Raw genomic sequence first — 22,328 nt, 5'->3', positions numbered from 1 at the left:
ACAAAAATGGGCAATAAAAAACGGCATTAAACTTAAAAGTCAATGCCGTTTTTTCTTATTTAGTTTGGTTCTTTATTAGAAATTGTAGCGTAAGCTAAAGTTCCAAGTTCTTCCTATTCCGAAGAAACCATTATTTGTAACGTTGATTCCTTTGTAAGTTACATCTGTTGCTCCAGCTGTTTTAGCAGAAGTTAATTCAGAGAAGTAAACTTCATCAAAAACGTTGTTAACGTTAACTCTGAAAGCAATTGAGTTGCTTTTTTGTTTTCCGATAAACAATTTATAAGAAATACCAGAATCTACTAAATCATAACTAGGTAATTCTAAGTTGCTTTTTACAGCTCCTACGTTAGCGTATAATTTATCGTAGTATCTCCAGTCAGCATCGATAGATAAGTTTTTAACAAACTCATATCTAAATCCTAAACCGTAAGTTACTTGAGCAGCATCTCCAACTTTTCCACCATCAACATCTTCAACAGTTTTGTCTAAAGTATTTAAACCTTCGTCTCTGTAAGTAGTAACAACATTACCGTTATATTGCCAGTCTCCAATAGATAAGAATCCTGTTAAGTTAAGGTTGTGAGTTGGTTTTGCAACGAAATCTAACTCTACACCAGTGTGAACTTGCTCAACACCTTCGTTAGTTTTGTAAATTAAATCTCCTAACTGTAAAGAAGGATATTTAATAATATCAGCAGCAGCAGCAGCATTTGAAGTAGTTGTAACTCTATCTTTCCAAGAAGTTCTGTAAGCATTAACACTTGCAGTTACTACTTTTGAAGAAAAAGTATATCCAGCCTCTAATCCTAAGATTTTCTCATTTTCAGAAAGTGGGTTAACAGCATTTGTAAAATTCAAATAGATGTTATCGTGGTATGGTTGACGAGAATAATATCCAGCATTTGCATAAACTGTATGTTGATCAGCAATTTTGTAGCTAGTTCCTCCTTTTACGTTGTACCCAACATTGTTTACTTTTTCAGCATCTTTGTATTGTGGTAAGTAATCGTATCTATCAGTTCTTGTATGAGACTGGTTTGAAAGAGATCCTTGGAAGAATGCTGAGAAATTGTCATTTGAATACTCTAATTGGCTAAATACACCACCGTAAGAAATAGTTTCTCCGTAATCGTAATCAATTCTTTGGTTTTCTGCAATTGTATTGAAAGTTGCAGGCCATGGTTTTGCTGAAGCTGTTTCAGTAACAACATTTGTAGCAATTGTACCACTTCCTTGGTCATTATCACCTTTTAAGTTTCTTGATTCTTTCCAGCTTGTTAATCCCATGAAGTTTGCAACTTCTCTAAAGTGAGTTCCTTTGTAAGTTCTTAAGTCTAAACCTGCATTTAAAGCTAAGTTATCAGTAATTTGGTGTTTTAAGTTAGATACAGCACCATACCATGAGTGGTTGTTTGCACTAGCTCTAATTAAATAAGCTCCATTTAAACTTCTTCCGTTACTATCTCCGATACCTTGACCGATACCAGCATTTTTAGCATATATACCGTCAAAGTTAATTTGTCCATTTGCTAGGTTAGGTAATTTAGAACCGTAACTTCCAGTTCCTCCACCTCTTCCCCAAGATGCATATAATACAGTAGATAATTGAGTTTTATCGCTAATATCGTAATCCCAGTTAAGGTTCATTACTGGTTTGTGGTAGTAGTTTGTTCTTTCAGAAACATACTCACCATTTAATAATCCCCAGTTGTTGTTATATTTTCTTCCGTATTGAAGGTAAGTGCTGATCGCTTTTGTAAAGTTTTGATCGTGCCATTGTGGAGCACCAGTTAACAAGAAGTTGAAACTGTGTTTGTCATTTGCTTTGTATCCAACAGAAATAAAGTAAGTTTGACCTTCACCTCTTGTTCCATCATTGTATCCATCACCTTGCCAGTGAGATAACATTACACTTGTTCCCCATCCGCTTTTGCTCATACCTGTGTTGTAAGCAGCAGTAGTTTTGAAGTAATTATCATTTGCAACTCCTAAAGAAACAAAACCACCTTCGTTTTTGTCAGTAGCTTTTGTAATAAAGTTAACAGTTCCTCCTACAGAAGAGATTGCTAATTTTGAAGATCCTAAACCTCTTTGGATTTGTACTGCATTCGCAATATCAGATAAACCAGACCAGTTAGACCAGTATACTTTACCATCTTCCATACCATTGATTGGTTGACCGTTTAATAAGAAAGCAGTGTTATCTTGAGCGAATCCACGAACGCTGATTCTTGAATCTCCGTAACCTCCAGCTTGACCAGCAACGTAAACAGATGGTGTATTTACCATTGTTTGTGTAATGTCTGAAGTACCAACTTTAGCTTGAATTTCTGCTGATTTAATAGTAGAAACTGCAATAGGAGTTTTTCTGTCCTTAGCTAAATCGATAATTCCTTTACCCATTACTACAATTTCCTCTAATTGATTAGAATCAGATTCTAAAACAATTTTTCCTAAATTAGTTGTAGCTCCTTTAGAAACTGTGAATTTTACCGTTAAGTTGTTGTAACCTAGGTAAGTGATGTATAATTCTCCAGCAGCAGTAGGTGAATCAATAGTAAATTTTCCATCAAAATCTGTTGATGTTGATGTAGTAGAACCTTTGATAACTACATTAGCTCCTGGTAATGAAACTATACCATCAGTAATAGTACCAGTAATTTTTCCCTGAGAAAATACAGTTGAAACTACCATAAAAAATAGTCCTGTAAGTAACCAATTTTTCATTTTCTTCATTTGTTGTTTTTGTTATTTGTTTTTGGCAAAATTATAACAATTAAATCAGATAGTGTTATCAAAATGTTAAGAAAAGTAAGTTTTATAAAATTTGTTGCGCATTAAAATGATTTTTTCTTTTTTGTTTACATAAAACGACGTTTTTTTGATTTTACCTGCCTGTTTTTTGTTAAAATCGTAAGAATGTGTTGTGTGCTGTAGTTCTAAACTTGCAAATTTTTGCGACTAACTGCCGTTTTGCGGCTTCTTTATGCGAAAAAACGCCTTAAATTTTGTTAATTTAAGGCGTTTCAGGAGGTTACAAAACTCGATATTTTTAAGTTCTTACTTGTTCTTTAAAAAGTGATTCAGTAAAAATGTAGTTGAACTGTCATGATTTTTGACTGTTTTAGAATTAATTTCATCTAAAATAGAGTTCGCTAGTTGTTTTCCTAATTCAACTCCCCATTGGTCAAAACTGAAAATATTCCAGATTACACCCTGAACGAAAATCTTATGTTCGTATAAAGCAATTAATGAGCCTAAGCTTTTAGGAGTTAATTTTTGAATTAAGATTGTATTGGTTGGTTTGTTACCTGTAAAAACTTTAAAAGGCAATAAGTAAGCAGCTTTTTCAGTAGAAAGTCCTTGCTTATCAAATTCAGCTTGAACTTGTGCAGGAGTTTTTCCGTTTAATAATGCTTCCGTTTGTGCAAAAAAGTTCGACATTAATTTATCATGATGATCTTCGTTTCCGTAAAGTGGTTTTACGAATCCAATAAAATCCGTCGGGATTAATTTTGTTCCTTGGTGAATTAATTGAAAGAAGGCATGTTGCGAATTTGTTCCTGGTTCTCCCCAAATAATTGTTCCAGTTTGGTAGTTAACAGGTTTTCCGTCACGACCAACGCTTTTTCCGTTGCTTTCCATAGTTGCTTGCTGCAAGTATGGAGCTAGTTTTGATAAATATTGTGTATATGGAATCAAAGCTTCGCTTTCGGCGCCAAAGAAGTTGTTGTACCAAACACTCAATAAACCTAAAATTACTGGAATGTTCTCGTCAAATTCTGTCGTTTTGAAATGATCGTCCATTTCATTTGCGCCAACTAATAATTGGTTGTAGTTATCAAAACCAATTGCTAAGGCAATACTCAAACCTACTGCACTCCATAAAGAAAATCTTCCTCCAACCCAATCCCACATTGGAAAAATATTGTCAGGATTAATTCCAAATTCTGTTACCTTTTGGATATTTGTTGAAACTGCCACGAAGTGTTTTGCAATATCTTCTTGTGAACCTGATTTTAAAAACCACTCTTTAATAGTTTCAGAATTTGATAAAGTTTCTTGCGTTGTAAAAGTTTTAGAAACGATTAAGAAAAGCGTAGTTTCTGGATTTAATTTTTTGATTATCTCGTTTACGTGATCTCCGTCAACATTTGAAACGAAATGCGTTTTTAGGTGATTTTTGTAAAATTGTAAAGCTTCAACAGCCATAACAGGCCCAAGATCTGAGCCTCCAATTCCAATATTTACAATGTCAGTAAAAGCTTTTCTAGTAAAACCTTTTCTTTGTCCAGAAATTACTTCTTCTGTAAAGTTTTTGATTTTGTTTTTTACCTCATAAACTTCTGGAATTACATTTTCTCCATCAACTTTTATGACTGCCGTTTCTGGAGCACGCAAAGCAGTATGTAAAACAGCTCTGTTTTCAGTTTGATTGATGATTGCTCCGCCAAAATATTGAGAGATTGCGTCTTTTAATCCAATAGAATTTGCTAATTCTAATAATAGAGAAATGGTTTCTTGGCTGATATTGTTTTTAGAATAGTCAACTAAAAAATCATTCCATTGTAAGTTGAATTTTGCAGCACGAGCATTATCTTGCTGAAAAAGTTCTTGTATGGTAGTTTCGTGAATTGCGTTATAGTGGTTTTGCAGATTTTTCCACGCTTCAGTCCCAGTTGGGTTTGTTGTGTTTAAAGCCATTTGTATTTTTATTGAAGTTTAGTTTTTTTTAGAAACACAAAAATACTGAAATAACTTTTAAAAGGGCAGTGGTTCGGGATTATATAACAATTAGTTACGAAAACGTTTTATGAGATTATTGCTTTCAATTTCTAATTTTTGCTGTTATTATGACAGCGCCATCATTTTCTTTTTCGTTATACATTATACGACTGCTGTTCTTGTTTAAAAAATCCAGATTTATGATCTCCGATTTTTTCAAGGGTAATAAAATTGTGTCTTGCTGTTTGTCGTATTTAAATGGAATTCCGTTTATTACGATTAAAGGAGATTCGTCAATTTGATCTTTTTCGAAAGCATTATTGATTAATTCTGATGCGTAATATTTGTTTTCATTTGTATCCTTTAAAATGAAAATCTTTGGATTAGAACATCCGAGTATTATTGTAGATGAGAATGCAAATAGGATTCTTTTCATTAATTGATTTTGTGATTGGATAAAATGATGTTTTTGAATTAAAGTTTTACCAAATCTTCCACCATGGTTTTTTGTTAACCGTTATCGTTTTTTCGGCTGTATTAATTTCTATTCTTTTTATAGGTTCTAATTTAATTTTAGAATCATCAAAAAATAGTTCGCCATTATCACTCATTCCAATTGGAGATTTTGTTCTTTCTTTCCAGTTTTCGGCTTGTAACTCTGGGATTAAATGTGAATTAATTTTGGTATTGAATTTTTTTCTTGCCTTTTCGATAATTTCTTCTTCAAGATTTGATGAAGAGTTTTTAAAAAGTGAAATCGAAGTATCAGGAATATTTAAAAGAAAAACCTGCGTTTTATCGTCGATTTTCTGAATGTCCAAAACTTTAAAATAAGCAATCGAATCTAATAGAAAATGTCCAATTTTTGCTGAATCAGGATTGAATTTTGATAAATCTTTAGGATGAGCGCTGGCAATTAAATATCTAAAATTTCCAAAAAGACCACCGCCAATTGAAGTCATATCTGTAAAGCCTTTTTCTTGAATAATCTGTCCGATTTTGTAATTCGAAATTAAGTTTTCGGATAGATTAGTATCTCTGTAAAATAGTTTTAAACCTGAAAAAGTTTCATTGTAAATTGCTTTAATCCGAGCGTTTTTCATGTTTCTATTTGATGAATTTACAAATTACCAATACTGTCCAATTCTCTTTTCAAAGGTTCGATTTGTTTCATGAAACGAGTTCTGTCACTTCCAGTCAAAGATTCTCCAGTTGGTAAATTAAGTCGAAGTGCATCTACTTGAACGCCATTTTTCCAGAATCGGTAACAAACATGAGGTCCAGTCGCAAGTCCTGTACTTCCTACTAATCCAATAGTTTGTCCTTGTGTAACACGCTGTCCGCGTCGAACTAAAATTCGCGACATGTGTAAGTATTGAGTAGAATAAGTTCCGTTGTGTTTTACTTTTACAAAATTTCCGTTTCCTGCTGTATATCCTGTTGCTTCTACAACTCCAGATGCAGTTGTTGAAATTGGAGTTCCTGTTGGCGCTGCATAATCCGTTCCTTTGTGTGCTTTCCAAGTATGTTGTACAGGATGGAATCTATTCGCAGTAAAGCGAGAAGTGATTCGGCTGAATTTGATGGGTGTTTTTAAGAAAAAGTTTTTTAACGTCTTTCCTTCATCATCATAATATTCAACTTTCCCTGATGTCGTATCTCTTTCAAATGGAAATGCATAAATGATTTTACCTTTATATTCAAAAAAAGCAGCTTCTAGTTCTTCAACACCATCATAAGTTTTGCCATTGATAAATCGTTCTGTAAAAATTAATCCATAGCGATCTCCTTTTTTTAGTTTAAAGAAGTCAATAGACCAAGAGAATACTTTTGTAATTCTGCTGGCAAGTGCTGTTTCGACACTCTCATTTCCAAGAGTTTCAGATAAAGAGCTTTTTAAAACGCCTCCAATAATTTTACGCTTTAAAGTAACAGGTTTTACTTTTTTATATGCTTTTGCGATGCTGTCTCTTAAGTCAACTACATAATAAGACAATGCGTCTGGCTGATAAATAAATACTTGTAATTTGTTAGTTTTATTTTTAGCTCTAAGTAAAGTGAACGGTTTATTGTAGCGAATCGATCTTACGTTAAAAGAATCTTTTACTTGTTCTACAATATTATGAACTTGTTTGTCGCCAATATTTTGGCCTTGAATTATTGAGCCGAAAGAATCTCCTTTTTCGATAGTGTCGTTAACTACATTGAAGTCAGCATAATTAAAACCAAATTCTACTTTTTTGGTTTTTGGTTTAATAGTTTTTGTTTCAACCTTTTCGGCGGTTTTATTGCATGAAAATATTGAAAATAATACTATTATAATTACGAATGCTTTTTTCAAACTTTTAAATTTTTTGGGAAACTAAAGTAGTTTATTCGTTCCCCCAGTTAGACAATTCATCTTCGGTCCACAATTTAGGAAAAAAGATGCGTCGTTGGTATTTTGGGTGCAAATATTTTTGCCAGTCGCTTCCGCCTGTTGCTTCTCCCGTTCCTTTTCCACTCTCTAAGATGTATTTTCTTGCAGTATTTAAATGCTGCATTACCCAAGTAATATTTACCGTTTTATCGTAGTGACGCATTGCTGCGATTAAATCACTATTTTGCTGATCTTCAACAGGCAGTTGAGAGAATTTCTGCCAAATGTTTTTCGTTTTAAACGAAGTCATTTGTCTTAAAAACTGATCTTTATATTTTTTTTCAAACTCGTTTAGCAAATAAGATTTTTCGCCAGTTTGGTAATCTTTTCCTGCGGCTTGCCAGTACAAATGCTCAAAACTTGTCTCAAGATCTGTGTTTTCATCAAAGTTTGCTTTGTATCTGCGGTCAGTTAAATTAATAACATCTGTAGATGCAAATTCGATCATTCTATATTGTGCGCTTTGAAAACCGCTTGCAGGAGTAAGTGTATTTCTAAATTTCATGTATTGATCTACTTCCATGCCGTTCTCCATAATACTGAACGAATTTGTAAGCATATCAAAATAACGTGTGATTCTTGAAAGCCTTTCGTTGAAAAAATCAGCCTGAATGTTTTGTGCTTCAGCAATTTGATCGATTTCCCACAAAATCATTTTAAAGATTAATTCGTTTACCTGATGGTACATAATAAAAACCATTTCATCAGGAAGAGTGGTGCGTTGTATTTGTAAATTTAAAAGAGCGTCAGTTTGTATATAGTCCCAATATGTTATTGGTTTTGACCAAAGCAAACCTTCTAACTGAATATCAGTTTTTTGATTTATTGCTTGAAATTTAAGGTCAATTTCTTTTAAAATTGATTCTGAATGATCAGTTAGGTTCATTTCTTTTTAACTTTAAGCGGATTTTTCAATCCTTTATATTCATCAAGATCTGCTTTTAGAGATCCAACGGCAAGATCTGCTTTGATTCTGATAGGTACTTTGTTGTCGTCGTCTGTTATCCAGAGTGTTAAGCTTTCTTTTTCTTTAAAGACTCTTCCGGTTTGTACAAGAGGTTTGAAGACCATTGTTGAAACGGTTCCAAATTTAGTCGTAATATCTTGACGGCCTACATATTTTAACTTAAATTTTGTGATTTCATCGTCAAAAAACATATCAATTGTAATGGCTTCGCCTGATTTTAGCTTGTCAATATTTGGATGGTTTCTTAAATAATAAAAAGACGAAACAATATCTTGCACATTGTCAGTGATTACAATCGTTTTTTCGGTTTTTCGTTTGTAATCTTTCACTAAAACTTTGTTCTCAGACTGATTAAAAAAACCTTCTTGGTTTTTAGTATAACCGCCTTCGTCAATTTTGCGAACATAACGATATGGGCTTCCGGTTTCTTTGTCAAAATAGCTTTCGTACAAATCTTCGACTTTAAAAAAGAATTTCGACATTCCAGTTGTGTAGCCTTTTCCTATCGCGTGATGAACTTTTTTGTTATTTATTGTAGCATCTTTAATCTCAAGAGTCGCGTATCCAGCATTTACAATTCCGTAATGAATTCTGAATTTGAAGTATTCTCCAGTATCAAAAGCGTCTTCTTTTTGAGTGTCAAAACTAAATGTCGTTAGAATCAATATAATGAGGACGAACTTTTTCATAGTACAATTTTTACATTTCATAATAAAGGTAAATAAATGCAAATTCTATTCCAAATGTACCAAAACAAAAAAACTCAGTCAAGGAATGACTGAGTTTTTATGCTATTAACTAACCAAAAAACTATAAATTATGAAATTTATATCAAATTAGAAGGAAACCACCCCTTCTTGATTTGCGAGTGCAAAGATAGATACAAAGTGCATAAAAAAAATAGCAAATAGTAAGTTTAACATAACATTTGCATAAAAATCATCATTTTACAGAGAATTTTTTTGCATAATGTAAAAATAATGCAATTTTACAAAGTTCCTCTCAATTCCTGCTCTCTCTCAATTGACTCAAATAGAGCCTTAAAGTTACCTGCACCAAACCCTTTTGCACCCATTCTTTGAATAATTTCGAAGAAAAGTGTCGGTCTGTCTTGAACAGGCTTCGTAAATATTTGTAAAAGGTAACCATCTTCATCGGCATCGACCATGATCGCTAACTTTTCAATTTCGTTAATATCCTCTTTCATCATATCCATATGAACACCTAATCTTTCAGGAATTGCTTGGTAATAAGTATGCGGAGGAGCTGATAAAAATTCAACACCGCGTGCTCTTAATTGTGATACCGTTTTGATAATGTCATCTGTAGCAATAGCGATATGCTGAATTCCAGGTCCGCCATAAAAATCTAAATATTCTTCAATTTGAGATTTTTTCTTTCCTTCCGCAGGTTCGTTTATTGGAAATTTGATTCTTCCGTTTCCGTTTGACATTACCTTACTCATCAATGCAGAATATTCTGTAGTAATTTGTTTGTCATCAAAAGATAAGAAGTTCACAAATCCCATAACATCTTCGTAGAATTTTACCCAAGTATTCATTTCATTCCATCCCACATTTCCAACCATGTGATCAATATATTTTAATCCCGTTGGTTCTGGGTTGTAATCTGATTTCCATTCTTTATAACCTGGCAAGAAAACACCGTTGTAGTTTTTTCTTTCTACAAAAATGTGAACAGTTTCTCCGTACGTATAAATTCCAGAACGAACCACTTGCCCAAATTCATCTTCTTCGACAGTTGGTTCCATAAAAGAACGTGCACCGCGTTTCATCGTTTCTTCGTAAGATTTTGTAGCATCTTCAACCCAAAGTGCCGCAACTTTTACGCCGTCACCATGTTTTTTAAGATGTTCGTTTATTGGAGAATCTGCCGTTAATGGCGTAGTTAAAACGATTCTGATTTTATCTTGTTTTAAAACGTAAGATGCTTTGTCTTTTACTCCAGTTTCTAATCCGGCATAAGCCAATGACTGATATCCGAAGGCAGTTTTATAATAATGTGCAGATTGTTTTGCATTCCCTACATAAAACTCTACGTAATCTGTTCCTAATAATGGAAGGAAATCTTGTGCTCCTTCAAATATTTTCTCTAATCCGTATTCTACTGATTTTACTTCTTTGCTCATAATTAGATAATTTGATAATGAGAAAATGAGATAATTTTTGAAATGCTTTAATTTTCTAATTGACACATTTCCTAATTTTCTAATTCCTCTTCGATGTTGATATTATTTTGTTTAAAATTTTTAAAATTTCTGAAAGATCATTTAATAGACGTTTGCAATTTGGATATTCTCTATGAGCATCGCATAAAAACAACCAATATTCTGTTTCGTCAGCTTCTTTAATCGCAATTTTTAATTTATGAATAAAATCTGCTTTACTTTCTGCGTTTTGTGATTCTTTTGAGTTTGCTCCAATTGATGTTCCACTTTTTAATAACTGATTTGCAATTACGAATTTCTTTTGATCTTGAAGTTCGGTTGTATAGTCAATAATGTTTAATGCAAAATTGAAGGTTTTTATTAAAAGAGTGTTGTCTTTATATTTTTCGTTAAAAGTCATTTTTTGAATTAGTTAATTAGAAAATGTGATAATTAGATAATTTTAATTGTAAGTTTAAATTTACAAAATAATTATTTGAATTTTCTCATTTGTGCGGTTTTAAAACCATTTTCTAATTATCTAATTGACATATTGCCACATTAAAAAATTACTCCGTCCAGGATTTGTAGTATTGTCCATCATCAAGACCTATAGCTTCTTCAGTTACCATTAATGGTCTGAAGGTGTCAACCATAACGGCTAATTCCTGAGTTTCTTTATGACCAATACTGCGTTCCATAGCACCTGGTGCTGGGCCGTGCGGAATTCCTTTTGGATGTAAAGTGATGTGACCTTGTTCGATATTGTTGCGGCTCATAAAGTCACCATCAACATAATAGAGTACTTCGTCAGAATCTATATTGCTGTGATTATATGGTGCTGGAATGGCTTTTGGGTGATAATCGTAAAGTCTTGGGCAGAATGAACAAACAACAAAAGTTGCTGTTTCAAAAGTTTGATGTACCGGCGGCGGTTGGTGAACACGCCCAGTTATAGGTTCGAAATTGTGAATTGAAAATCCGTAAGGGAAGTTGTATCCGTCCCAGCCCACAACATCAAATGGATGTGTAGCATAAACCACTTCGTGAATCATGCCTTCTTTTTTAATCTTAATTAAAAAATCTCCTTTTTCGTCGTAGGTTTCCAATTCGTTTGGCAAAATAAAATCACGCTCACAAAATGGAGAATGTTCTAAGTGCTGACCTGATTGGTTTTTATATCGTTTTGGAGTATAAAATGGAGAATAAGATTCTACATAAAATAGTCGGTTGTCTTCTGTTTCAAAATCAATTTGATAAATGATACCACGCGGAATAATTAAATAATCGCCATATTCAAAGGGAATATTTCCTAACATGGTTCTTAATTTTCCTTTTCCTTTATGGATGAAAAGCATTTCATCGGCATCGGCATTTTTATAGAAATAATTACGAAGCGATTCTTTTGGCGCAGCAAGACCAATGATGCAGTCTTTGTTGACCAACATTGCTTTTCGGCTGTCTAAAAAGTCGTTTTCAGGTTTTAATTCAAAACCTTTAAAAAGAAGTGATTTTATGTTTTTTCCAATTGCGATTTTGGGTTCAACCGAATAGGAATTTAAAATTTCTTTTACCTGCGTTGGTCTGTGAACATGATAAGATAGTGACGAATGTCCGTGAAAACCTTCGGTTCCAAATAATTGTTCATAGTAAAAACCTCCGTTTGGTTTTTCGAATTGGGTGTGTCTCTTTTGAGGAAAATCTCCAAGTTTATGATATAATGGCATGGCTTTTCAATTAGATAATTTTAAAATTAATTAGATAATTCGAAAATTTTGAATTGTGTGAACAGATAATCAAGTCAACTTTAGTTTTGACTAATTATCTCAATTCGATAGCTTCATTCAGGATTTCTCTTGATGAGGAATTGAAGATACTCTAATAAACCTGTCCATTTAGTTTTCATTATAACAAATGTCGTAATTTTTATTGATCAAAATTACATATTATATTATTTATAACATAAAATATTTCGAAAAAATCGAAATTAAAATAAAAAACCTATACTAAACCAAGTGAAACTTTTTGACATTTCTGGCGACCAGGATTGTTTAATTTCAATTGGACCAATAATGGTTTCTAGTCCGTAACCTACTGCATAACCGGAATATTTTGGCATTGAAATCCAGTCGACTGTACTAAATATATCATCGCCCAAATTGGCATAATTGGCCGAAAGATTTACGTGATTCTTCTTGAAAATCTCGTAATCAAGTGTGATTCCAGTTTTTATAAAGCTGTTTCCTGCAATACTAAGAAAATCATAGCCGTAAAAATAATTGAAATTATTTATTTTGTTATAACCATATCCTCCTAAAATATAATCGAAAAACGGTACGCTGTCATTTCCAAACGTTAAACCAGCATCGGCATCTATTTTAAAAGTAAGCTTTTTGAAGATTGTATTTACATACGAAACCTGAGCTTTTGCCATCGAAAATGGTTTAAAAGTATTGGTATAATCTGAAGATGCTAAGTAGGTTTGAAGATCTGTAGAGAAATACAATCCTGAGTTTGGATAATATTTGTCATCAAACGAATCGTATTTTAAATAGGCAAATGCACTTAAATAACTGCTTTTGTCAATAATGTTATCAATATTTGCCAGAGTTGGAGAGCTTATTCTAAGATATTTATAATCTAGTCCACCGCCCATTAAAAATTTCTGTACAAAGATGGTTTGAAAATAAGCTTGATTGCTTATATCCATAAAATCAACATTGATAAGGTTTACATTTGGATTTTGTGCCGTTAAAGTACTTATGTTGGTCGTTACATTTCGGTTAAACTGATTTAATCTAGAGCGAAATCCAAAACTTATATTAAATCCGTTTTCGACATAATAGTTGAAATCGTATCTAAAATTATCTCCTAAAATAACATCCAGTGAAGTAATATCATTTTTTAAGAATGTTTTTTTATGCGTAAGGTTTAATAATATACCGCTTTTGTACAAACCATCATAATGAAGACCAAGTTTTAAATAAGTCTGTGTTGGGTTCTCTTTTAATACAAGATCTAAATCGTCGTTTTCTCCGTCTGGCTCTAAACAGTAGGATATAGTACTAAAGTTTTGGGTTGCATTTAAATTGTTGATTCCAGTTTTAAGATCAGCATAGGTAATTGTGCTTCCTGGTTTGAAGCGAAGTTTTCCGCGAATATATTCTTTTGTATAATTTTCGAGATTCTCACTATTTATCTTTGCGATTTGAAGTGTATCTGAAGCAAGTTTTAGTTTTGGCTTTTTATAAAAATTATCTTCGTTTACCAGCGATTTAATTTTTTCGTAAACCGCAAAAGAAGCTTCTTCTCCTTTTCTGATAATTTCTTCTCCCTTGTCAAATGAAATTACACCATAATCACGAATATCAGGTTTGATATAAATGTCAGTATCTTTTACTTTACTTTTCATTTTTTCAATTGATTGCAGATTGGTAATCTGAACCAAGATTCGAGTGGCGTTCTTTAGGTTTTTTCTATTCAATAAATCATCCTGAACATCAACACCAATAATAATGTCGGCACCAAGATTACGAACTTCTTTTATGGGATAATTGTTTACAACACCTCCGTCTACTAATAAATTTCCGTCGATTTCGACAGGTGTAAATAATGAAGGGAATGCGGCACTCGCCATCATTGCTTGAACTAGATTTCCTTTGTTAAGCAATACTTCTTCGCCGGTTTCAATATTAGTTCCAATACATAAAAACGGAGTTGGAAGTTTGTTGAAATCACGAACATGACGAACATTACGCGTTAGACTGCTTAGTAAATTGTAATTGTACATTCCTTTTGAAAGTGCTTCAGGAATACCAATTTTAAAATTACTGAACGGTAAAACAATAGCATACAATTCGTCGTTTTTCTTTCCGTAGAAATTTTTTGAAGAACGTGGAATATAATCGTTTATTAATTCGTCGAAATTCGTTTTCTTGAAAATAGAGTCAATTTGCGAAGCATTGTAACCAGAAGCATAAAGTCCGCCAATTACAGATCCCATACTCGTTCCGCCAATATAATCAATTTTGATTCCAGCTTCTTCAAGAACTTTTAAAACTCCAATATGTGCAAAACCTTTGGCACCGCCGCCGCTTAATACCAATCCAATTTTTGGTTTTTTAATACTGTCTCTTTTATTTTCTTGTGAAAAAGATTTTTGTGGAATCAATAATAAAAATGTAAAAATTAATGCTGTCGTACTCCAGAAGGAAATAGAAAACTGCGAGAAAGAAAAGAGTTTTTTTTCCTGCCAAAAAAGAGCGGCCCAAGAAGCTCCCTTGTTGGAATCGGAAAAAAATCTTTTTAACCGAGTATTTAAAATTGACAGCTGGTTTGGGCGCATAAGATTTTACTAGTTCGTTTTGTAAAAGTCGACAATTTTTTTGGCTTTAGAAACCCCTACAACTGCAGATATTTCTTTTTCTGATGCTAATTTCAATCTTTTAACACTTTTAAAATGTTGTATTAACGTAAGCATGGTTTTTTCGCCAATACCTGGAATACTTTCGACTGAAGAATTGAGCGCCGCTTTGCTGCGTTTGTCTCTGTGAAAAGTAATTCCAAATCGATGCGCTTCGTTTCGTAATTGCTGAATCACTTTGAGTGTTTCCGATTTTTTATCAAGGTATAACGGAATTGAATCTCCAGGATAAAATAGTTCTTCTAAACGTTTTGCAATCCCGATAATGGCAACTTTTCCCCGTAATCCTAATTCGTCAATGCTTTTTAGTGCGGCTGATAACTGACCTTTTCCACCGTCAATAATAATTAATTGCGGCAGCGGTTCATTCTCCTCTAATACCCTTTTGTAACGACGATATACAATTTCGGTCATTGAGGCAAAATCGTCTGGACCTTCGACCGTTTTTACATTAAAATGGCGATAATCTTTTTTGCTTGGTTTTCCGTCTTTAAATACTACGCAGGCAGCAACAGGATTTGTTCCCTGAATATTCGAGTTATCAAAACATTCAATATGTCGTGGTTCTGACGGAAGACGTAAATCTTTCTGCATTTGCGCCATAATTCGATTTGTATGTCGGTCAGGATCTACGATTTGTAATTGCTTTAATTGTTCAATTCGGTAGAATTTTGCATTTCGAATCGATAAATCTAAAATCTGCTTTTTATCGCCAAGCTGCGGAACTGTTGTTTTTATGTTTTCTCCTAAATCTATTTTAAACGGAACAATTATTTCTTTCGATAGAAGCTGAAAACGTTCCCGAAGTTCAATAATAGCGAGTTCTAAAAGTTCCTCGTCGCTTTCGTCTAGTTTCTTTTTCATTTCTAACGTATGCGAACGAATAATCGATCCGTGAGAAATTTGTAAAAAGTTCACAAAAGCGGCACTTTCATCAGACACAATCGAAAATACATCGATATTGGTAATCTTTGGATTTATGATTGTTGATTTGGATTGATAATTTTCAAGGATTTCTATTTTCTCTTTTATTTTCTGAGCTTCTTCAAAACGCAGTTCCTGCGCATATTCAACCATCAAACGTTTAAAACCTTTGATGCTTTCCTTAAAATTTCCTTTTAGGATTTCGCGGATTGCGTCGACTTGTTTTTGATATTCTTCTAATGATTCTAAACCTTCGCAAGGACCTTTGCAATTGCCAATATGATATTCAAGGCAGACTTTAAATTTGCCGGAATCAATATTAGATTTACTTAAGTCGTAATTGCAGGTTCGAAGCGGATACAATTCTTTAATTAGATCAAGAATCGTGTGTACTGTTTTGAAACTTGTATAAGGTCCAAAATATTCAGAACCATCTTTGACCATTCTTCTAGTCGAAAATATTCTCGAAAAAGGTTCTCTTTTTATACAAATCCAAGGATAACTTTTGTCATCACGAAGTAAGACATTATATCTTGGCTGCAATGTCTTTATTAGATTATTTTCTAATAAAAGAGCATCGGTTTCAGTAGGAACCACAATGTGTTTTATGGTAACGATTTTTTTAACTAAAACATTTGTTTTGGCTGTATCGTGAACTTTATTGAAATAAGATGAAACTCTTTTTTTTAAGTTTTTGGCTTTGCCAACATATAAAATCTTTCCGTCCTTATCATAATATTGATAAACGCCAGGATTATCTGGTAAAGTTAGAATTTGAAGTTCGAGAGGAGTCTGCATAGAACAAATTTAAACTTTTGCACTCAAATTAAATAATTCTTTTAGTTTTCTTAAAGAAAAAACGCCCGTTTTCTTTAAGAAACGGACGCCTTTTTTATGGTGTTACTATTACTTAATTGTAAAGTATTCTGTTTGCAGTAAATGTGTTCTTTCATCAAATGAGAAATCTACATATTTTGCATCATCTTTTTTTATAGAAACTTCTAATTTACTTCTGCCGATTTCTTTTTTATCAGCATCAAAAGCTTTTAGTAAAATATCGCCTTTAAAGTCTTTTTTAGCAATCAGATAAATCGTTACTTTCTTTTGTTTATCACTGTCAGATGCGTAAATTTTCTCCGCTTTGCATTCTTCGAAATTGGTTTTAAAAGCAGGGTCAGAAATTACTTTTGATGTGTTGATGCTTTCGCTCATTCCTGAGTTTATGCCTTTTATTACATCTCCAATTCCTTTTGATGCACTTTTGGCAGCTTCTTTTCCTTCTTCTTGAAGTGCTTTTCCTGCACCTTCTATTAATTTTGATTTAACAGCAACAGCTTCATTTCCATCCGCTTCTGCTTCTTTCATTTTCTCTTCTTTACTCTGGCAGGAAACCAATATGGCTAATGCACTAAATAAAATTAATACTTTTTTCATTTCTTTTTTTAGGTTTTGAATAGATTGTATGTTTAAGAATTTAAGTGTTAAAAATCAAAGATATAAATTTAAAATATAATTTCTATATTTAGCTTTTATTATTAAATATGAAAAATAGTAAGCCTTTGGTGATTTTTGGTGAAGCAATTCTACCTGGAGAAAGCAGAACCATAAATGTTGAGATTGCTCGATTACATACTACCACAAAACTTAATATTCCGGTTATTGTTCGCCGTTCAAAACTTGAAGGACCTGTTGTTTTATTTTCGGCAGGAATTCATGGCGATGAAATAAACGGAGTTGAAGTTGTCCGGCAGATTATCAGCAAAAAAATTAATCGCCCAGCAAGAGGCACCATTATTTGTATTCCGATTATCAATATGTATGGTTTTGTAAATAAATCTCGCGAGTTTCCTGACGGCAGGGATTTAAACAGAGTTTTTCCAGGAAGTAAAAAAGGATCGCTCGCAAGCCGATTTGCCTATCATATTGTTGCCGAAATTTTGCCTATTATTGATTATGCGGTCGATTTTCATGCAGGCGGAGCCAGTCGTTTTAATGCGCCGCAAATTAGAGTTACAGAGAATAATCCTGAGTTGAAAATTTTGGCAGATGTTTTTAATGCGCCTTTCACTTTATATTCTAAAAATATCAACGGTTCTTTTAGAAATACCTGCGAAAAAGCCAATATTAAAATGCTGCTTTTTGAAGGCGGGAAATCGCTCGATATAAATGATGCTATTGCAAACGAAGGTGTAATGGGAGTGAAGCGTCTTTTGCATTACCTAAAAATGCTTGATTCTAAACATATTGTTGAAAAAGCCGAAGAGCCATCCATTTATATTAAAAATTCAGTTTGGCTTAGAGCCAAATGCTCAGGTTTGCTTCATGATTATAACCTGATTGGAAAGTTTGTGACTAAGGGAACAATTTTGGCTATAATTACAGATCCGTTTGGTAAATTTGAACAAAAGGTAAAAGCTCCCCACGAAGGATTTGTTATAAACGCCAATCATTCGCCAATTGTATACGAAGGTGATGCTATTTATCATATGTCTAAAACTTTACCTGAAAATGCCGACGAATAAAAAGGAATTACGCTTACATTATAAAAATCTTCGAAAAGAACTTTCGGCAGATGATATCGAAGAAAAAAGTCTGGCTATTGCCAATAATTTGATCCAATTGCCTATTTGGGATAAAACATATTATCATGTTTTTCTTCCAATTGAGGAACATAAAGAGGTTGATACGGAATTTATTCTGCATTTGCTTTCGGGAAAAGACAAGGAAATCGTGGTTTCTAAAAGCGATTTTGAAACCCGTGGAATGACTCATTTTTTATTGACGGATAATACTAAAATTAAAAAAAACGAATATAATATTCCTGAACCTGTAAACGGGCTTGAGGTTCCAACTCAAAGTATTGATGTGGTTTTTGTGCCGCTTTTAGCTTTTGATAATTTTGGAAACCGAATAGGTTATGGAAAAGGGTTTTATGATAAATTCCTTGCGGCTTGCAAAGCTGACACGATTAAAATAGGACTTTCGTTTTTTGAAGCAGCAGATCAGATTGATGATGTTTTTGAATCTGATGTGAGATTGGATTACTGTATTACGCCTGATAAAGTTTATAAATTCTCGTAGAGATGAACTGCAGTGCGTCTCCATGCTTTAATAGTATTTGATTCAGAGATGATCGAATAATATTTTTGTTAATCAATTTGATGTGAAATGAAAATCCCAAATTCTAATTTAATGATAATTGGAATTTGTGATTTTTTTATTTTAAAGGTAAAAGTCTCTACTTCACTTCCTTGATAGTCGAAGCATCAATCCAGCCTTCTTGACCATCTGTTAATTCGATTTTTTTCCATTTTCCAACAGTTTCTATTACATAAACTTTTGCTCCTTCATGCAGTAAAATTACTGGAGATCCTGCTTTTTGAGGCTCGCTTCGAACTTCGCTTAATTCTGCAAAAACAATTGCAGGACGATCGTTGTCAAAGTGATTCTTCTCAGACATTCCTGCTGAAACACTTAGAAGTAATGCAACTAAAAAAATAAACATTCCAATAAAATAAATTCTTTTGCTAATTGTAAGCTGCGAAAAGTAATATCCAATAAAGCATAGTAGGAATACAAATGAAATGACAACAGAAATTTTTGCCCAAGTATCATAATCAAAAATTCCAGTAAAGTTTTGAATTAGTTTTGCAAACCCAACTTTTGGCACTTCTTTAATTTCATCAATTGTTCTTTTTTTAGCAAACTTTAAGTTGTTTAAAGCTTCTGGATGATGAGGATTTAATACTAATGCTTTTTCGTAGTTGTATATAGAAGGCGCTACTTTATTTAGTTTGTAATAACAATTTGCAAGGTTATAATAAACCTCTGCAGATTCTTGTTTGTCTTCTTTAACGATGCTTTCGAAAACGTCAGCTGCTTGCTGATATTGTCCTTTTTGATACAAAGCGTTTCCTTTATCAAAGGCGCTTTGAGCAAAAAAGACCTGCGTGATTAATAAAAATAGATATACTATATTTTTCATTTTTATTTTCTTTGAACTTGAATTGGTTTTAAAACCTTTCGAGTTTGATGTTATATTTAAACAATCTGCTTTTCTAGTGCCGAAATAATTAAAACTGCTTTATCATAATCTTGCTGGATAGAAGCGCTTGATGCTGGCGCATAACGAGCAAATTCACAGTTCTCGGTCAAGTTAATGAAATCTTGAACCGCTTCTGGATTTGCATTTCTAGACAACAGCAATTCTTGAATATTGGCCTTGCTCATTTCTGAGGTTTCAATATGCAGTTTCGCCTTTAAGAAATTATGCATTGCTTTTTCTAATGCGATATAGAAAGCTTCTTTGTTGTTAAGCTGTTTCTTGGCTTGCGATAAGTATTTTTTAGCAAGCTTATTGTTCATTCTAATTCTGTTACCTGTTACGTCGCCGTCTATTGCTTCTTTTCTTTTCTTAGCAAGAATAATAATTGGTATAATGGCAAAAGGAAGGAATAACAAAGTATAATACAAGTTTGAACCGTAAAAATCATTTTTAGCAATTGGTACTAATATGGTTTTTGTTTTGTTGTATTTAAATTGCTCTTTTTCTGCAATAACATTTTTAGAAGCTGTAGATGGATTTGCTTCGGCCAATGTTGGTCCGTCTAAAACGTCAATCATAATTTCTTTTGTAGTTATCGTTCTATACGAACCAGAACTAAGATCAAAATAAGAGAATGACATTGGTTTAATAGCATATTTTCCTTTGTATTGAGGAACTATGGTGTATTTGTCTGATATTTTTCCAGACATGCCAGATAATGATGTTGTAACTTTTTCATCATGAACCGGATCGTACATTTCTAATGCATTTGGTACAACTGGTTTAGGCAAAGTAAACAATTTCATGTTTCCATTTCCGGTTGCGCTTACGATTAAATCAAGACTTTCACCGCTTTTCAAAGTTGTTTTTGTTGGAGTAACTGTAAAATTAAATTTACCTACTGCACCAGTAAAACTTTCAGGTTTACCAGTTTCAGGAAGTGGTTTTACATTTATAGTTCTTGCTCCCGCAGAGACAATTTTATTATCTTCGGTTATAATCATCTGACCAAACATGTCACGACGATTTGTTGGTAATTGAACACCAATATCTAGCGAAAAAGGTTCGATCGTTAATTTTCCAGATTTTTGAGGATATAAAATGGTTTTCTTTAAAACAACAAAATAGCATCTTTGTCCTTGAAAATTACCTTCTTCAATAGCCAATTGTTTAACTTCTATATTCTGATTCCAGAAATCATTGTATTTAGGTTTTGCAACTTCTTTAAAACCAGTAACACCAATTCCGTTAAAGTATAGTTTGTAAACTACAGTTATTGGTTCGTTTAAGTACGGATTTGTTTTAGAAGTCTCCGCAACTAATTGCAATAATTCGTTTCCAGAACCTTGAGGTCTGTCGTTAGGATCTCTTTCTTGTGCAACTGCATTGGTTACGGTAACTTTTATGGGATTAGTTTTGTAAATCTGCCCATTGTATTCGATCGCAGCCTGCTTGATTATAACCGATCCTTTTTGAGCCGGCTGTAAAATGTAAGAGTATATTTTTTGAAAAGAACTTCGTCCGTTTACCCACGATTGGCTTATTTGCTGACTAGGTCCCGCAACAAGTTTAAAACCGTCAAAAGAAGGCTGGTCGAAATTATCTCCGTCAACATTCATGATGAAATCAACGCGAAGTCTTTCGTTTAGTCCAAGTGTATTTTTGCTTACTCTGGCTTCAAATTGAACTTGAGCCAAGAGCCCTTGAAAAGTGAATAGTAATAGAATTAAATATCTTTTCATTTAATTTTTTAATCGTTGTTTGTTTAACTGTTAAATCGTTTATTCGTTTGCTCGTTTTATTACTAAACGATTCGACGATTAAACGATTGAACTAAAAATTCTACCAGTCTTTCTCCGGTTTTTTAGGATTTGATTTTACTTTTTGTGCGTTAACTTTATCTTGAATTTTCTTTTCTTCATTGTTTACAGCATCTAATAAATTTTGAACACGTTCTTTTGAGATTCCGCCCGGCATTGGTTTTGGTTCTCCGTTATTGTCAGATTTGTCATCTTTCTTCGGATCGTTTTTGCCGTCTTTTTTATCCTTGTCTTTATCTCCTTTATCGTCTTTTTTCTGATCGTCTTTACCGTCCTTTTTGTCTTTATTGTCGCCGTCTTTCTTTTGATCGTCTTTCTTGTCGTTCTTTTTATCCTTGTCCTTGTCTTTGTTTTTGTCGTTTTTAGGCGGATTTTCTTTTAATTTTTGCTTCGCCAATGCATAATTATAACGCGTTTCATCGTCTGTAGGATCGTTGCGTAAAGCTTCTTTGTAAGCTTCAACTGCCTGCGTATAATTTTTTTCTTTCATGAAAACGTTTCCAAGATTATGAAAAGCTTTATGTTTTTCTGGTCTTGTTTTGGCATTTTTTATAGCATTCGCAAAAGCATATTTAGCTTCAGAAACTTGATTTTGTTTGTAAATTGAGTTACCAAGATTATAAGGAGCTGCTGCGCGCTTAGGAAATTTTGATGCAGAAATTCTATAATTAGCCTCAGCATCAACAAATTTATTCTGCTTATATTCCTCATTGGCACTAGGCAATGTCTTATCTTTTTCCTGAGCAGAAACTGCCAAAGAAAACGTTAGTAAAATATAAAGAAGTAAATTTTTCATTCTAATTTTTTTATTTTTTGTTCCCGCTTTTAAACGGAA

At 33.1% G+C, this 22,328-nt stretch carries 18 protein-coding genes; 2 read left to right on the top strand and 16 right to left on the bottom strand.

What is annotated here, in order from left to right; translation table 11 throughout:
• Positions 1 to 75: 75 nt before the first annotated feature.
• From NLG42_RS03635 to NLG42_RS03575, 13 genes are all read right to left on the bottom strand, one after another.
• On the bottom strand, positions 76 to 2,730 hold the full coding sequence (locus NLG42_RS03635; protein WP_307774301.1) for a TonB-dependent receptor: 2,655 nt from the start codon (positions 2,728 to 2,730) through the stop codon (positions 76 to 78).
• Between the two features lie 333 nt (positions 2,731 to 3,063).
• Positions 3,064 to 4,707, bottom strand: coding sequence for a glucose-6-phosphate isomerase (gene pgi / locus NLG42_RS03630; RefSeq protein WP_257683031.1), 1,644 nt, complete (start codon positions 4,705 to 4,707; stop codon positions 3,064 to 3,066).
• A 124-nt stretch (positions 4,708 to 4,831) separates the two neighbouring features.
• Positions 4,832 to 5,164: a hypothetical protein gene (locus NLG42_RS03625; RefSeq protein WP_257683030.1), complete on the bottom strand. Its 333-nt coding sequence runs from the start codon at positions 5,162 to 5,164 to the stop codon at positions 4,832 to 4,834.
• Between the two features lie 46 nt (positions 5,165 to 5,210).
• Positions 5,211 to 5,831 carry a hypothetical protein gene (locus NLG42_RS03620; RefSeq protein WP_257683029.1) on the bottom strand — a complete coding sequence of 207 codons (621 nt, stop codon included), beginning with the start codon at positions 5,829 to 5,831 and terminating at the stop codon, positions 5,211 to 5,213.
• A 17-nt stretch (positions 5,832 to 5,848) separates the two neighbouring features.
• Complete coding sequence (locus tag NLG42_RS03615) at positions 5,849 to 7,069, bottom strand: peptidoglycan DD-metalloendopeptidase family protein (RefSeq protein ID WP_089057128.1); 1,221 nt, start codon at positions 7,067 to 7,069, stop codon at positions 5,849 to 5,851.
• A 31-nt stretch (positions 7,070 to 7,100) separates the two neighbouring features.
• Positions 7,101 to 8,033, bottom strand: coding sequence for a tryptophan 2,3-dioxygenase family protein (locus NLG42_RS03610; protein WP_257683028.1), 933 nt, complete (start codon positions 8,031 to 8,033; stop codon positions 7,101 to 7,103).
• Positions 8,030 to 8,803 (bottom strand): DUF3108 domain-containing protein, encoded by a 774-nt coding sequence (locus NLG42_RS03605; protein WP_089057222.1) that lies wholly within the window; start codon positions 8,801 to 8,803, stop codon positions 8,030 to 8,032. The genes NLG42_RS03610 and NLG42_RS03605 overlap by 4 nt, the downstream gene beginning before the upstream one ends.
• Positions 8,804 to 9,102: 299 nt before the next feature.
• Entirely contained in the window at positions 9,103 to 10,263 is a 1,161-nt protein-coding gene (gene hppD, locus NLG42_RS03600; RefSeq protein WP_089057126.1) for a 4-hydroxyphenylpyruvate dioxygenase, read from the bottom strand.
• Positions 10,264 to 10,342: 79 nt separating this feature from the next.
• A complete protein-coding gene (locus NLG42_RS03595) occupies positions 10,343 to 10,702 on the bottom strand; it encodes a four helix bundle protein (protein ID WP_099717984.1) in 360 nt (119 codons plus the stop codon).
• A 148-nt stretch (positions 10,703 to 10,850) separates the two neighbouring features.
• The gene (locus tag NLG42_RS03590) at positions 10,851 to 12,008 is read right to left on the bottom strand and encodes a homogentisate 1,2-dioxygenase (protein ID WP_257683027.1); all 1,158 of its coding nucleotides are present in this window, start codon (positions 12,006 to 12,008) and stop codon (positions 10,851 to 10,853) included.
• Between the two features lie 260 nt (positions 12,009 to 12,268).
• A complete protein-coding gene (locus tag NLG42_RS03585; protein ID WP_257683026.1) occupies positions 12,269 to 14,626 on the bottom strand; it encodes a patatin-like phospholipase family protein in 2,358 nt (785 codons plus the stop codon).
• 9 nt (positions 14,627 to 14,635) lie between these two features.
• Positions 14,636 to 16,426 (bottom strand): excinuclease ABC subunit UvrC, encoded by a 1,791-nt coding sequence (uvrC, locus tag NLG42_RS03580; RefSeq protein ID WP_257683025.1) that lies wholly within the window; start codon positions 16,424 to 16,426, stop codon positions 14,636 to 14,638.
• Between the two features lie 108 nt (positions 16,427 to 16,534).
• Positions 16,535 to 17,062 (bottom strand): hypothetical protein, encoded by a 528-nt coding sequence (locus NLG42_RS03575; RefSeq protein WP_089057122.1) that lies wholly within the window; start codon positions 17,060 to 17,062, stop codon positions 16,535 to 16,537.
• 107 nt (positions 17,063 to 17,169) lie between these two features.
• Between NLG42_RS03575 and NLG42_RS03570 the strand changes: the two genes are divergently transcribed.
• Together NLG42_RS03570 and NLG42_RS03565 are read left to right on the top strand one after the other, a co-directional pair.
• The gene (locus NLG42_RS03570; RefSeq protein WP_089057121.1) at positions 17,170 to 18,150 is read left to right on the top strand and encodes a succinylglutamate desuccinylase/aspartoacylase family protein; all 981 of its coding nucleotides are present in this window, start codon (positions 17,170 to 17,172) and stop codon (positions 18,148 to 18,150) included.
• Positions 18,137 to 18,709 carry a 5-formyltetrahydrofolate cyclo-ligase gene (locus tag NLG42_RS03565; protein WP_257683024.1) on the top strand — a complete coding sequence of 191 codons (573 nt, stop codon included), beginning with the start codon at positions 18,137 to 18,139 and terminating at the stop codon, positions 18,707 to 18,709. The genes NLG42_RS03570 and NLG42_RS03565 overlap by 14 nt, the downstream gene beginning before the upstream one ends.
• A gap of 157 nt (positions 18,710 to 18,866) precedes the next feature.
• Here the strand turns inward: NLG42_RS03565 and NLG42_RS03560 are convergent, their stop codons facing one another.
• The 3 genes from NLG42_RS03560 to NLG42_RS03550 all read right to left on the bottom strand — a co-directional run bounded on the left by NLG42_RS03560 (position 18,867) and on the right by NLG42_RS03550 (position 22,289).
• The gene (locus tag NLG42_RS03560) at positions 18,867 to 19,613 is read right to left on the bottom strand and encodes a tetratricopeptide repeat protein (protein WP_089057119.1); all 747 of its coding nucleotides are present in this window, start codon (positions 19,611 to 19,613) and stop codon (positions 18,867 to 18,869) included.
• A 56-nt stretch (positions 19,614 to 19,669) separates the two neighbouring features.
• Positions 19,670 to 21,415 (bottom strand): BatD family protein, encoded by a 1,746-nt coding sequence (locus NLG42_RS03555; RefSeq protein WP_257683023.1) that lies wholly within the window; start codon positions 21,413 to 21,415, stop codon positions 19,670 to 19,672.
• A 100-nt stretch (positions 21,416 to 21,515) separates the two neighbouring features.
• Complete coding sequence (locus NLG42_RS03550; RefSeq protein ID WP_089053303.1) at positions 21,516 to 22,289, bottom strand: tetratricopeptide repeat protein; 774 nt, start codon at positions 22,287 to 22,289, stop codon at positions 21,516 to 21,518.
• Between the last annotated feature and the right edge of the window lie 39 nt (positions 22,290 to 22,328).

It is taken from the genome of Flavobacterium plurextorum (genome assembly GCF_024638035.1).
Classification (GTDB): domain Bacteria; phylum Bacteroidota; class Bacteroidia; order Flavobacteriales; family Flavobacteriaceae; genus Flavobacterium; species Flavobacterium plurextorum.
Note: the sequence above shows the minus strand (reverse complement) of the source record. Positions and strands in the feature narration are given on the sequence as shown.